This window comes from Halorubrum sp. Atlit-8R (genome assembly GCF_003666025.1).
Classification (GTDB): Archaea; Halobacteriota; Halobacteria; order Halobacteriales; family Haloferacaceae; genus Halorubrum; species Halorubrum salinarum.
This window is the reverse complement of sequence record NZ_QPLV01000001.1, coordinates 964,818-977,692: the sequence shown is the minus strand read 5'-3', so window position 1 is coordinate 977,692 and position 12,875 is coordinate 964,818. Positions and strand designations below refer to the sequence as shown.

Here is a 12,875-nt window from a genome sequence, read left to right as displayed (position 1 = left end):
CCGTCCCGCTTCTCGTTCGGGTTACTGATACGGCTCGCAGACCAGCTCGACGCCTTCCTCGAAGCTGATTTCGGGCTCCCAGCCGGTCGCTTCGTGGAAGGTCGAGTAGTCGGCCATCGTGTCGTGGACGTAGCCGTCGAAGGGACACTCGATGTACTCGGGGTCGACGTCGGTGCCGAGCGCGTCGTTGATCATCGCGACCATCTCGTTGAACGAGTACGCCTCCTGCGTGCCGACGTTGTACACGCCCGTGAGCTCGTGGTCGGCCGCGAGTTCGCACGCGCGGGCCACGTCCGAGACGTGCGTGAAGTCGCGCGTCTGGGTGCCGTCGCCGAACAGCTCGGGCGCCTCTCCGTTCGCGATGGCGTCCGCGAACTGCGCGACCGTGTTCGCGTACTCGCCTTTGTGTTCCTCGTTGCCGCCGAACCCCTGGTACACCGAGAAGAACCGCAGCCCGGCCATTGCCATGTCGTGGTGGTTGGCGTAGTACTCGGCGTAGCGCTCGCGCGCGAGTTTCGATGCCTCGTAGGCCGTGCGCGCCTCCACGTCCATGTCGACCGGCGAGGGCTCGGTGCGGCTCCCGTAGATGGAGGAGGTGGAGGCGTAGACGACGGTGTCACACCCTTCCTTTCGAGCGCGTTCGACCGTGTTGACGAACCCCTCGACGTTGACGCGGCAGCCGCGCTGGGGGTCGCTCTCGTGCATGTTCCGCGAGGAGAGCGCGGCGAGGTGGAAGACGACATCGACGTCGACGGGGAAGTCGCCGTCGACGACTGAGGCCTCGACGAACTCGACGCCGTCGTCGAGGTTCTCGGGCGTGCCGAGGTAGGTGTCGTCGACCGCGATCACGTCGTTGTCGGCCGCGAGGCGGTTCGCGAGGTTCGAGCCGATGAATCCCGCGCCGCCCGTGACGAGGACGCGTTTGTCCTGCATGGGTGACGCTTCTCCGAGACGGCTGTTTAGCGCTTCGGTCTCGTCGGCGCGCGACGCGCGAAATTCCACGCGTGGAAGGGCGTTAGATTTCGCGTTCGAAAGGCGAGTGCGACGGGCTCGCCGCGAGTCGCGCGGGCGGTCAGCGTCCGCCGACCGACCGGGGGAGGGCCGGGGAATCGCGTCAGCGGGTCGAGCGCTCGTTCCTACGCCCGGATGGTGATGTCGCCGTCGTTCGTCCGCGCCGTCAGCGAGCCGTCGCCGCCGTTGACGGACGCTCGCAGTCGGGTCTCGGTCCGCTCGCGGACGCGGAACCCGGGACCGCCTCCCGAGAGGGCGAAGTCACCGTCGTAGGTGCGAGCGGTGAGCGCCGCGCTGAGGTCGTCGCCGAGCCGGAGCACCAGGTCGCCGTCCGAGGACTCGACCGTCGCGACCGCCTGCCTCGGCACGTACGTCGCGTACCTGGCGTACGACGGCGGCCGCCGGAACGGGAGCCGGACGATGCTGCTGTTGGCCGTCGGCGTCGCGTGTATCGCGGTGCTCCCGTACGTGATCGCGTACGGCGTGACGCCGCTCCTCGGACTCTCCGACGCCGCGACGGTGTTCGGGGTCACGGTGGCGCATTTGGTCGGCCTCGTCGCGCTCGCGGGGTCGGTGACCGACTGACGCGGGCCGGCGTGCGGCACGTCGGCTTCTCGGCGGTCGGAGCCCCGCGACCGATTAGTCGGGATCGGTGATCGCGTCGCGGAGCGGCGGGAACGCCTCCAGCTTGGCTCGGCCGACCAGCGCGTAGAGGTACGCCTCCAGCCGCTCGCGCCACATCGGCTCGTCGCGGCCGCCGACGAACCCGACCGCCGCGACCTGGAGGTCCTCAACGGCGCGCCCGATCTGCGTCACCAACAGCGGACTGGGGTCGTCTCCGACGACCGACCGATAGGTCGCCTGCGCCCGGCGCTTCGCGGCGAGCGCGTACCCCGAGTCGAAGCCGGTGTCGTCCGGCTCGACGACGAGGCGCTCGACCGCGGTCTCGTGGGCCCGCCGGCGCGCCAGCCCGATCGAGAGCGCGACGGCCCGCAGCGCGAGCAGGTCCGCGTCGATCGGCGTGCGCCACGGGACGGGGGCGCTCGATCCGAGACACCACTGCGCCAGCCGCGAGTGTGCGACCTCCCACGGCCCGTACTCGTCGGCCTCTCCGACGTACCGTTCCCGCGCGTCCTCGCGGGTGGGATACCCGCGGAGGTCGGCGCGGAAGCGGTCGGCCGCCGTCCGCAGCGCCTCGGCGTGCGGCGTCGTCTCGCTCGCGAGCCGCTCTGAGAGCAGGTCGCGGTACCGCTCGGCCGAGCGCGCGTCGAGCTCCGCCCGCAGCAGTCCGGCCGTCAGCTCCCCGGCAACCCGGGGGTCGAGTTCGCCGCCGGACGCGTCGCCGTCGCTGCCTCCGGAGTCGTCGTCCGGGAGCGCGCGGTCCGCCAGCGCGCTCGCCGACTGTACCTCCGCTTCGATCCGGACGTACCACCCGAGGTCCCGGGCCGGCTCGCTCGTCGGATACGGCTTCAGGTCGCTCGCGACCGCCTGCGCGCGCTCCGTCAGCGCGACGGCGCGGTCGCCGAGGGCCGCCCGGTCGACCGCGTCCTGCTCGGCGCGGGCGTACCCCAGCGCCTCGCCCGCGAACTGGAGGCCGTACCGCGCGCGGAACAGCGCCGTGGGGTAGTCGCCCTCGTCGAGCGACTCGCGGGCGTCTTCCAGCCAGCCGCCCGAGTCCGTCGTGATCGGCGCGCCCTCGTCCTCGACGTCGCCGATCTCGTCCCACCGGCGTCGGCTCTCCGCGACCGTCGCCGCGAGCGTCTCGACGGCCGCGCTTGCGTGCGCCTCGGTGACCGGCGGCCGCCAGAGTGTGTCGACTTCCGGCGGCGTCGGGTAGTGGTTCGTCGCCGCGTCCGTGATCGGGTCGGGCAGCGCCGTCGGCTCCGTCGCGCCGACGGCCGCGGTGCCGCCGGCGAGCGCCGCGACGCCGCCGCCGAGGGTCGCCAGAACGCGTCGCCTGCTGACCGCTGCGGGATCGGGGACCATACGCGACGGTGGCGGTTTCGATCGGTAAAAGTCTTTGAGCGACCCGCTGCGCGGGGTCGTCCCGAACCGTCTTTGCGGTGGCCGGTGATGACCGGGGTATGTTCGGAACCAGCGGCGTTCGCGGGCCGGTCGGCGAGGCGGTGACCGCGGACCTGGCGCTCGACGTGGGGCGCGCGCTCGCGACGGACGGCGCGGCGACGGTCGTGGTGGGGCGCGACGCCCGGGACAGCGGCCGGATGCTCACGCGAGCGCTCGTCGCGGGCCTCACCGAGTGCGGGGCCGACGTGATCGACGTGGGCGTGGAGGCGACGCCGACGGTCGCCCGCGCCGTCGCCCGGGAGGGCGCCGACGCCGGCGTCGTCGTCACGGCGTCGCACAACCCGGCGCCCGACAACGGGATCAAGCTCTGGACGGCCTCGGGGCGCGCCTTCGGCGAAGAGCGCAACGACCGGATCGCCGAGATCGTCGAGGCGGAGGCGTTCGAGTTCGCGGGGCACGACGCGATCGGCGCCGTCGAAGAGCGGGAGGTCGCGGTCGGCGGCGACGCCCGACGCCGGCACGAGCGCGCGCTCCGCGAGACCGTGCCGCTGCCCGACGACCTCTCGGTCGTCGTCGACCTCGGAAACGGCGTCGGGCGCGTCACGGCCGACGCGCTCCACGCGGCCGGCTGCGACGTGGAGACGCTCAACGGACAGCGCGACGGGCGGTTCCCGGGGCGGCCGAGCGAGCCGACCGCGGCGAACTGCGAGACCGCCTGCGAGGTCGTCGCCGCGACCGACGCCGACCTCGGGATCGTCCACGACGGCGACGCGGACCGCATGATGGCGATCGACGAGCGCGGGCGGTTCGTCGCGGGCGACGCGCTGCTCGCGCTGTTCGCGCGCCGCGAGGCGAGCGCTGGCGACCGCGTGGCGGTTCCGGTCGACACGAGCCTGCTCGTCGCCGACGCGCTCGCCGAGGTCGGCGCCGAGGTCACCTACACGCCCGTCGGCGACGCGTACGTCGCCGCGGAGGCGTCGAAGCCGGGGGTCGCGTTCGGCGGCGAGCCCAGCGGCGCGTGGATCTGGCCGGACCGGACGCCCTGCCCGGACGGCCCGCTCGCGGCGTGTATCCTGACCGCGCTCGTCGGCGCCGAGGGCTCGCTCGCCGCGCTCGTCGACGACCTCCCCGAGTACCCGATCCGCCGGGACTCGGTGCGAACGGACGCGAAGTCGGCGATCGTCGAGCGCGTCGCCGAGGTCGCGGCCGCCGAGTACGAGGACGTGTCGTCGCTCGACGGCGTCCGCGTGGAGACGGACGCCGGCTGGTTCCTCGTCCGCGCGAGCGGCACCGAGCCGCTGGTCCGGATCACGGCCGAGGCGCGCGACGAGGGCGACGCGGACGCGCTGTTCGAGACCGCGCGGGGGCTCGTCGACCGGGCCGTCGACCGCGAGTGAGGGTCCGCTCCGCCGCAGTCGGTAGGTGACGCTCGGGGTCGACCGCAGCCGATAAGCCCCGCCCCGCCGTCGCCCCGGCCATGTACGGAGTCGTGCTCGCGGCCGGCCGCGGGACTCGGATGCGACCGCTGACGGACCGCCGCCCGAAACCGCTCCTCCCGGTCGGGGACCGCTCGCTGCTGGAACGGGTGTTCGACACGGCCCGCGACGTCGTCGACGAGTTCGTCGTCGTGACGGGCTACCGCGGCGAGGCGGTCCGGGAGGCGATCGGCGAGTCGTACCGGGACCGCCCGGTCCACTTCGTCGAGCAGGCGGAGGCGCTGGGCACCGCCCACGCCGTGGCGCAGGCCGCGCCCGTCGTCGACGACGACTTCCTCGTGCTCAACGGGGACGTGGTCGTGGACGCGTCGCTGCCGCGGGCGCTCGCCGAGGCGGGCGCGCCGGCGGTCGCGGCCACTGAGGTCGACGACCCGCGGGCGTACGGCGTGCTCTCGACGGACGCGGACGGCGCGCTCGCGGACATCGTCGAGAAGCCGGCGGACCCGCCGACGAACCTCGCGAACGTCGGCTGCTACGCGTTCGAACCGGAGGTGTTCGAGTACATCGACCGCACGCCCGAGAGCGAGCGCGGCGAGTACGAGATCACGACGACGATCGACATGCTGCTCGGCGACGGCCGCCGGATCGACGTGGCGCGCTACGACGGCACGTGGCTCGACGTGGGGCGCCCGTGGGAGCTGCTGGAAGCGAACGAGCTGGCGCTGGCGGCCCTCGACGACGGGCGCGAGATAGCCGGCGCCGTCGAGGAGAACGCCCAGCTTCACGGACCGGTGGTCGTCGAGGAGGGGGCGCGGGTCCGATCCGGGGCGTACGTCGAGGGGCCGGCGCTGATCCGCGAGGGCGCTGACGTGGGACCGAACGCCTACGTCCGCGGGGCGACCGTCGTGGGGCCCGGAGTCCACGTCGGCCACGCGGTCGAGGTGAAGAACTCGGTGCTGATGGCGGACGCCTCGGTCGGTCACCTCTCGTACGTCGGCGACTCCGTCCTCGGTCGCGAGGTCAACTTCGGCGCGGGGACGAACGTCGCGAACCTCCGCCACGACGGCGAGAACGTCCGGCAGACGGTGAAGGGCGACCGCGTGGACACCGGGCGCCGCAAGCTGGGCGCGATCGTCGGCGACGGCGCGAAGACCGGGATCAACACCGCGTTGAACGCGGGCGTCGTGCTGGGCGCCGGCGAGACGACGGGGCCCGGTGAGGCGCTGACGCGCGACCGGCTCTCGGAGTAACGCTGGCCCGACGCCGGATCGGGATCAGTCCTCTTGGGCGTACCGATCGAAGACCTCGGCCACCGCGTCGGCCGACTCCTTGAGCCGCTCGGTGTACGCCGGGCGGTCCCAGGTCGGCGGGACGAATTCGAGGGGATGTAGGGCGTCGCCGTCGACGTCCGGAGCCGCGTGCGTGAGATTCGTCGGGGCGTCGAGCGGCCGCGCCGTCCCGTCGGCGGCCGCGGGGACGTACGAGGCCGCGGCGACGTCGATCGACTCGATCGGCTCGTAGGTGTCGAGGCCGTCGGTCCAGAGGTCGCCGAGGCGTCGCCGTCGGCTCGGGTCGGCGACGTTGAGCAGCCCCCACGGGAGGCGAAGCTCGATCGCGTCGCTCGACGGGGCGACGTGGACGTCCGCGAGCGAGTCGTACGCGGGCGACTCGGGGTTGCCGTTCCCGTATCGCAGCCGCCCGGTCTCGACGGACTCGAACGGGACGCGCTCGCCCGTCACCGGGACGGTGTAGCCGCGGTTGATCACCAGCCGGAGCGGCGTGTAGTCGCCGGGATCGGGATCCCGGTACCGGTCGAGGTCGAGGCCCGCCTCGGCGCCGTACTCGTACGCGAAGGCGTCGTACCGAGGGTACACCGTCACCCGGGAGGCGTCGGGGCCGCCGAGGCGGACGACGAAGTCGGCGGGCGCCGTCGCGGCCGCGCCGTACGGCAGCGGGCGCGCCCCGGAGCCGGTGGTCCCGATCGCCAGGAGGTAGTTGGTCGCGTCCCAGTCCGGCTCGCCGTCAAGCCCCGCGAGTTCGAGTCGGACGTTGAGGTACGCCGCGTCGCTCGCGACGCGGACCGCCGTCAGCTCGCGCGCCGCGTCGGCGCCGTCGCCGAGCCGGACCGGGTCCCGCTCGGGCGTCGCGGCGGTCGCGTCCGCCCACGCCTCGGGCGAGCCGTCGAGGGGGACGGCGTTCGCCGGGTCGAACGCGAGCAGCCCGAACCCCTGTTCCGGCGTCTGGACGTTCGACCAGAACGGCCGACGGTTCGGGTCCGAGAAGGGCGCGAGGTTCCACGTCCGCTTGAACCACTCGTCGTGCCAGCTGAACGCGATCCCGCCCGCGGTTCCGGCCTCGCGGACGTCCGCGTACATCGCGGCGAGGATCTCGCCCTGCTCGGTCTCGGTGAGGCGTCCCTGATCGCGGCCGTGGACGTCCCGCTGGGCGATCCCGCGGGAGGCGGGGACGCCGAACTCCGCGACGAGCAGCGGGTGGTCGGTGGCGCCGACGAGGTCGTTCAGGTACCCCGCGTAGCTGTTCGGTTCGCCGCGGTGGTCGACGTAATTGACGTACTCCGGCGTCTCGTTCAACAGCGGCGGGTAGTAGGGGTAGACGTGGTAGGCGGCGAACGTCCCGGCGTCGTAGGCGTCGGTCGCGGCGACGGCGTCGGGGTCGACGGAGGCGGCGTCCTCGTTCGGGAACGGCTCGTAGGGGTGTTCGAGGGGGTCGGTCGTCACCCAGTTCGTGAACGCCGCGGGCCGTCGGGCGTCGTACTCGCTCGCCTCGTAGGCGACCGCGGCGTCGAGGCGGGCCGCGAGCCACGCCTCGAACGGGGACCCGTCGGGCGCGGCGAGGTACTCCCCGTCGTAGCCGGTCGCCTCGTTCACGCGGTCCGTCTCGCGGACGACGGCCGGCGGCCACTCGATGCCGGCGACGTAGCCGAGGACGGCGTCGCTCACGTCTGCGTCGTACGTCCCGCTCGCGTACCCCGGCTCCGGCGCGATCGTCGTCGCGCCGTGGACGGCGTCGACGACCTGCCGCATCGAGCGGTCGAACGGCGCCGACAGCGTCGTCGCGTCGCCGGCCTCGCGGAGCGTCTCCTCGCCGATCCAGTTGCCGTGGAGGAGGTAGATGGGGTCGGCGTGCGACCGGTTGTACGCCGCGAGCGCCCGGTAGAACGCCGGCGGGTGGACGGTGTACACGCGGACGACGTTGACGTTCAACTCGCCCATCAGCCCCAGCCAGCGGTCGTACTCCGCGCGGGTGATCGCCGCCTCGCCGGGGAACCGCCCGGGCTTCGCCATCCCGAGGTTCACGCCGCGGACCGACAGGGGCTCGAACCCGCCGCCGTCGACCGCGACCGCGAAGCCGTCGTCGCCGACGCGGAACCGCCGCTCGGCGGCGCCCGACGCGCCATCTCCGGACCCGTCGCCGCGGAAGCCGCACCCGGCGGTCCCGACCGCGCCGGCGACCCCGACGCGGCCGAGGAATCGGCGTCTGCGCACACGGCTCGGTACGGGCGGACCGGCATAAGGCTGCCTCTCGGGGTGACGGACCGCGGGCGACGGGGCGCCCGTCGGGGACGGAATCGGGCCTTTATCCGACGCCGGCGAGTAGCCCGGACAACGGCGATCGAATCCACCATGTCACCCGACACGGTCCGTTCGGACCCCTTCAAGAGCCTGTTACAGCTGACCGCGAGCGACCTCGACACCGACGAGCGGCTCCGCAAGGCGATCGACGTCGGTCGGGAGTACCTCGGCGTCGACAACGGCGTCCTCTCGTACACCGGCGAGGGCCGGTACGAGGTGGTCGAAACGAGCATCGAGAGCGGCCCGTACGCCCGAGGCGGGGTCGTCGACCTCGACGGGACGTGGTGTCGCCACGTCGTCCGGGCCGGGGAGACACTCGGCTTCGCGGACGCGAACGATAGCGAGTACCGCGACGACCCCGCGCTGGAGACGACCGGCCTCCGCTGCTACGTCGGCGCGGCGGTGACGGTCGACGGCGAGACGTACGGGACGCTGTGCTTCTTCGACGCGGAACCGCGGGACGACCCGATCACGGACACCGAGCGCGACTTCGTCGCGGTGCTGGCCGAGTGGGTGGGCAGCGAGCTCGAACGGCAGAAACACTACGCCGAGCTGCGCGAACAGAACGAGCGGCTCGACGAGTTCGCCGGCATCGTCGCCCACGACCTCCGGAACCCGCTGTCGGGAGCGATCGGGTTCACCGAGCTCGCGCAGGAACACGTCAGCGGGCAGGCGGCCGAGTTCCTCGACCGCGTCCGGGGCGCGCTCGACCGCATGGAGTCGATGATCGCCGAGTGTCTGATGCTCGCGAAGGAGGGGACCGACGTCGGCGAGCGGACGCGGGTCGACCTCGACGAGGTCGTCCGCGAGGCGTGGGACACGGTGCGGACGCGGAACGCGACGCTGTCGGTCGACGTCGCGTCCGACGCCGCGATCCTCGCCGACGAGATGCGCCTCCGGCGGCTCTTCGAGAACCTGTTCCGGAACTGCGTCGAACACGGCGGGCCTGACGTCGCGGTGACGGTCACCGGCGACGACGAGGGCTTCGCGGTCGCGGACGACGGGCCGGGACTCCCGGAGGACGTGGAACGCGCGCTCACCGCGGCCGACGCGGAGAACATCAAGTCGTTCGGGCTCGGGCTGCTGGTCGTCCAGCGGGTGGTCTCGGGGCACGGCTGGGACCTCGCCGTCGACAGCGGCCCGGACGGGACGCGGTTCGCGGTGCGTGACGTCAACGCCGCGGAGCCGGTCCACGAGGCGCTCGCCGCTGATTAGTCAGCGGCGTCGGTCGCGTCAGTCGCGTCGACCACCCAAACGAACCCCTCGTCGCCGGCGCCGACCGCGGCGTCGCGGGTCCAGACGAAGCCGCCGTCGCCGGCGCCGAGCGTCGGGTCGGTCACCCAGACGAACCCCCCGTCGCCGATTCCCTCCGAGAAGTCGGTCGTCGCCGCGACTCGCATGCCACCGTCGTCGACCGTGAGGACGAAGCCGCCGTCGCCGGCGCCGAGCGTCGGGTCGGTCACCCAGACGAACCCCCCGTCGCCGACGCCCTCCGAGAAGTCGGTCGTCCAGACGAACCCCCCGTCGCCGACGCCGACGGCGAGGTCCGCGACGGACGCGAAGGCGCCGTGGCGGTCGTCGGCCGCGATGCGGTCGAGCCACCGGAGCCCGTCGGTCCCGGGCTCGTCGGCGAGCCGGTCCACCCAGACGAAGCCGCCGTCGTCCGCGTCCTCGCGGTCGTCCGTGGCCGCGGCGGCTGCGGCCGCCGCGCCGGCACCACCGGCCGCCGCGCCGGCACCACCAGCCGCCGCGGCTTCGGTCCCCGCGTCGCCGAACCCGCGCCGCTCCATGACGCCCCAAGACTGCTCGCCGCGGAGGAACTCGATCAGCCCGTGCCAGGCGACGACCGTCTTCCACTGACGGTAGCCGAAGTTCTCCACCACGCCGTACCACAGCAGCCGGACGGCGTCCCGCGGGGACTCGTAGCGGTTGTAGCTCCACACCTCGCTGAACACGCCGAACCAAGAGAGGAAGACGCCGGCGCCGACGGTGAGCAGCAGGAACGTGAGGAAGAACTCGACGTTGAGGATGCCGAGGTACCACCCGAGCGGGAGCAGCACGTAGCCGAACCCCTCGATGAGCGGCCCGAGCGCCTCTGCGGCGGTGAAGAACGGGAGCACGACCGTCCCGACGCGGCCGTAGCGCCGGCGGAAAAAGAGGCCGCGGCTGGCGACCACCGTCTCCAGCATGCCGCGGTACCAGCGGCGGCGCTGCCGGCCGAGCGTCCGGAGCGACTCCGGCACCTCCGTCCAGGCGACGGGCTCGGGGACGAACTCGATCCGGTAGTCGATGTCGTTGTCCGAGAGGTGTTCGTGGAGCCTGACGACCACGTCGAAGTCCTCGGTGATCGTGTCGTGGCGGTAGCCGCCGATCTCGCGGACGCGGTCGGTCCGGAACACGCCGAACGCGCCGGAGATGAGGATCAGCCCCTTGAGCCGGGCGAGCCCGAGCCGCCCGGAGTAGAAGGCCCGCAGGTACTCCATCACCTGAACGCCGGCGAGGCCGGTCTTCGGGAGGTTCGTCTCCTTCACCTGACCGTCCTGAATCACGCACTCGTTGGCCACGCGGATGGTCCCGCCGCTGGCGACGGTCCGGGTCGGCTCCTCGAGGAACGGCGCGACGACGTCGAGCAGCGCGTCGCGGTCGATCACGGTGTCGGCGTCGACCGCGCAGAACAGCTCCTGGTCGGTGAGCCAGACGCCGGCGTTGAGCGCGTCGCTTTTGCCCCCGTTCTCCTTGTCGACGACCAGCAGGTTCTCGTGGGTCGCCGAGCGGTAAACCTGTCGGATCGGCTCGGAGGGCACGTCGTACGGGACCTCGGCGTCGACGGGGCGCAGCCCGAACGCGTCTTCGAGCCGTTCGAGGGTGGCGTCCGACGAGCCGTCGTTGACGACGACGATCTCCTGGTCGGGGTAGTTGAGCGCGAGCATCGAGCGCACGCTCTCGACGATGTTGGCCGCCTCGTTGTACGCCGGCACGACCATCGCGACGCCCGGGTAGAACGGGCTGTCGAACGCGCGGAACGAGGGGTCCCACGCCGACTCGCGGACGTTGTCGCGGAGCTGGAACAGCGCGAGCACGTGGATCAGCAGGTAGCCCGCGTTGATCAGCAGGTAGTACGTGACGATGAACACGCCCGAGCCGACGATAAGCGACGTTCCGACGCTTTCGAGCGTCGTCATCCGCGCACCTCGTCGTGTAGCCGCTCCCGGTCCCGCGAGATGTCGCGCGCCAGCCGGTCGAAGCGGGCGTGTTCGGCGGCCCAATCCCACGCGACGCCGAACGGCTTCTCGCTCGCGGAGGGCGCGGCGTCCGCCCCGCGCTGGGCGACCAGCGTCTCGGCCGCGGCGACCTGCGCGCGCGGGTCCGGGTCGATCGTCCCGGCCGCCTCGATTGCGTCGAGCGCCGCCGCGTCGCCCCACACGCCGAGCGCGCGGTAGGCGTCGGCGCGGACCGTCGGCGCCGGCTCCTCGGGGATCGCTCCGAGGTCGACCGCGTCCCGGAGCCGTCGGTTCCAGCCGTACGCGCCGAGCGCTCGCCACGCGGCGGCCCGCACGCTTGGGTCCGGACTCGACAGCGCCGCGACGACCCACGAGAGGTCGGCGCCGCCGACCACGGTGGTGAGGTGGCGGACGACGAGCAGCGCCTGCCGCTGGAGCGCCGGCGGCCACGTCTCGAAGTCGGCGGCCGCCCGGTCGAAGAACGGACCGGGGTCGCTCTCGGCGACGCGGTACAGCGTGTCGACGCCGAACACCGAGAACGCCTCGGGGTCGTCTCGGAGCAACAGGTCGACGCCGGTCGTCGCGCGGTCGTCCGTCCCGGCGGCATACAGCACCCGGGCGGCAGCGGCGCGCTCGCGCGGCGTTGCGGTACAGTGCTCCCTGAGCAGGTCGCGGTCGGGGGCGTCGCGGAGCAGCGCGAGCCAGACGAGGGCGTGGGTCCGCTCCCAGTACCCCCCGTCGACGATCTCGCGACGGGCCCGGTCGGGGATCCCGAGCGCCCGTCCGAGCCCGGCCAGCGTCGCGGCGTCGCGGCCGGCGAGCTCGCGGAGGTACACGTCGAGGACCGACTCCAGCTCGTCGCGTTCGGCCGCCGACAGGCTCGCGACCCACGCGTCCCACGCCGGCTCGTCGCGCCCGTAGAGCCGATCGAGCAGCTCGGAGCGCAGCGCGGCGCGGAGCGGCTCCCGCCGCCGGCGCCTGCGGGCCGCGAGCACCGAGTAGCCGAGGGTGATGAGCGCCGCCGCGACCAGCAGCGAGCCGAGGACGACGACGGCGAGCGCGAGCGCCCGCGACTGGGGGTCGGTGACGGTCGCCGCCGTCGGGGACGCGAACGGCACGCTCACCCCTCGACCAGTCGGTCGATGCGGACCAGCAGCTCGTTCGGACTGAACGGCTTCGTGAGGTACTCGTCGGCGCCCGCGTCGAACCCCTCCAACACGTCCGCCTCCTGGCCGCGCGAGGTGAGCATCACGACGGGCACGTCGGGGTCGACGGCGAGCTCGTCGCGCCGGATCGCCCGTAACACCTGCGTGCCCTTCATCCGCGGCATCATCACGTCGAGGACCACGACGTCCGGGGCCGCGCCGCTCTCGTTCAGCGCCTGGCGACACTCCTCGCCGTCGTGACACACCGTGAGGTCGTAGCCCGCGCTCGACAGTTTGTACTGGAGGATCGACCGGATCGTCTCGTCGTCGTCCGCGATGACGGCCGATCTCGACACAGAAAACGTAGACGCGGTGCGCTACTTTACTCTTCTCCAACGTTCCGGTCTCGCGCGAGCGATTTAACACCCGGGCGGGCGACGGTGA

11 protein-coding genes are annotated in these 12,875 nt (G+C 72.9%); 4 read left to right on the top strand and 7 right to left on the bottom strand.

What is annotated here, in order from left to right; genetic code table 11:
• Nucleotides 1-21: 21 nt before the first annotated feature.
• Nucleotides 22-933, bottom strand: coding sequence for an NAD-dependent epimerase/dehydratase family protein (locus DVK05_RS04775; RefSeq protein WP_121562246.1), 912 nt, complete (start codon nt 931-933; stop codon nt 22-24).
• Nucleotides 934-1,136: 203 nt separating this feature from the next.
• Complete coding sequence (locus DVK05_RS17525; RefSeq protein ID WP_233559288.1) at nt 1,137-1,379, bottom strand: DUF4097 family beta strand repeat-containing protein; 243 nt, start codon at nt 1,377-1,379, stop codon at nt 1,137-1,139.
• A gap of 52 nt (nt 1,380-1,431) precedes the next feature.
• Here DVK05_RS17525 and DVK05_RS17520 point away from each other — a divergent pair, with 52 nt between their 5' ends.
• Nucleotides 1,432-1,596 carry a hypothetical protein gene (locus DVK05_RS17520; RefSeq protein ID WP_233559290.1) on the top strand — a complete coding sequence of 55 codons (165 nt, stop codon included), beginning with the start codon at nt 1,432-1,434 and terminating at the stop codon, nt 1,594-1,596.
• A gap of 54 nt (nt 1,597-1,650) precedes the next feature.
• On the opposite strand, the gene DVK05_RS04765 is transcribed toward DVK05_RS17520, so the two are convergent.
• Nucleotides 1,651-2,997, bottom strand: coding sequence for a hypothetical protein (locus DVK05_RS04765; RefSeq protein WP_121562245.1), 1,347 nt, complete (start codon nt 2,995-2,997; stop codon nt 1,651-1,653).
• A gap of 98 nt (nt 2,998-3,095) precedes the next feature.
• On the opposite strand from DVK05_RS04765, the gene glmM reads away from it, so the two are divergent.
• Nucleotides 3,096-4,433, top strand: coding sequence for a phosphoglucosamine mutase (gene glmM, locus DVK05_RS04760; RefSeq protein ID WP_121562244.1), 1,338 nt, complete (start codon nt 3,096-3,098; stop codon nt 4,431-4,433).
• Between the two features lie 80 nt (nt 4,434-4,513).
• Complete coding sequence (glmU, locus tag DVK05_RS04755; RefSeq protein ID WP_121562243.1) at nt 4,514-5,722, top strand: bifunctional sugar-1-phosphate nucleotidylyltransferase/acetyltransferase; 1,209 nt, start codon at nt 4,514-4,516, stop codon at nt 5,720-5,722.
• Nucleotides 5,723-5,746: 24 nt separating this feature from the next.
• Here the strand turns inward: glmU and DVK05_RS04750 are convergent, their stop codons facing one another.
• A complete protein-coding gene (locus DVK05_RS04750; protein ID WP_121562242.1) occupies nt 5,747-7,978 on the bottom strand; it encodes a hypothetical protein in 2,232 nt (743 codons plus the stop codon).
• Nucleotides 7,979-8,116: 138 nt separating this feature from the next.
• On the opposite strand from DVK05_RS04750, the gene DVK05_RS04745 reads away from it, so the two are divergent.
• Entirely contained in the window at nt 8,117-9,280 is a 1,164-nt protein-coding gene (locus DVK05_RS04745) for a GAF domain-containing sensor histidine kinase (protein WP_199712283.1), read from the top strand.
• Here DVK05_RS04745 and DVK05_RS04740 read toward each other — a convergent pair.
• From DVK05_RS04740 to DVK05_RS04730, 3 genes are read right to left on the bottom strand one after another with little or no spacing between them, the layout of a single operon-like run.
• Entirely contained in the window at nt 9,277-11,247 is a 1,971-nt protein-coding gene (locus DVK05_RS04740; protein WP_121562241.1) for a glycosyltransferase family 2 protein, read from the bottom strand. The two genes, DVK05_RS04745 and DVK05_RS04740, sit on opposite strands and share 4 nt — an antisense overlap.
• Nucleotides 11,244-12,410: a HEAT repeat domain-containing protein gene (locus tag DVK05_RS04735; protein WP_394338853.1), complete on the bottom strand. Its 1,167-nt coding sequence runs from the start codon at nt 12,408-12,410 to the stop codon at nt 11,244-11,246. Before DVK05_RS04735 ends, DVK05_RS04740 begins: the two co-directional genes overlap by 4 nt.
• The gene (locus DVK05_RS04730) at nt 12,407-12,787 is read right to left on the bottom strand and encodes a response regulator transcription factor (RefSeq protein ID WP_121562240.1); all 381 of its coding nucleotides are present in this window, start codon (nt 12,785-12,787) and stop codon (nt 12,407-12,409) included. Before DVK05_RS04730 ends, DVK05_RS04735 begins: the two co-directional genes overlap by 4 nt.
• Nucleotides 12,788-12,875 lie beyond the last annotated feature (88 nt).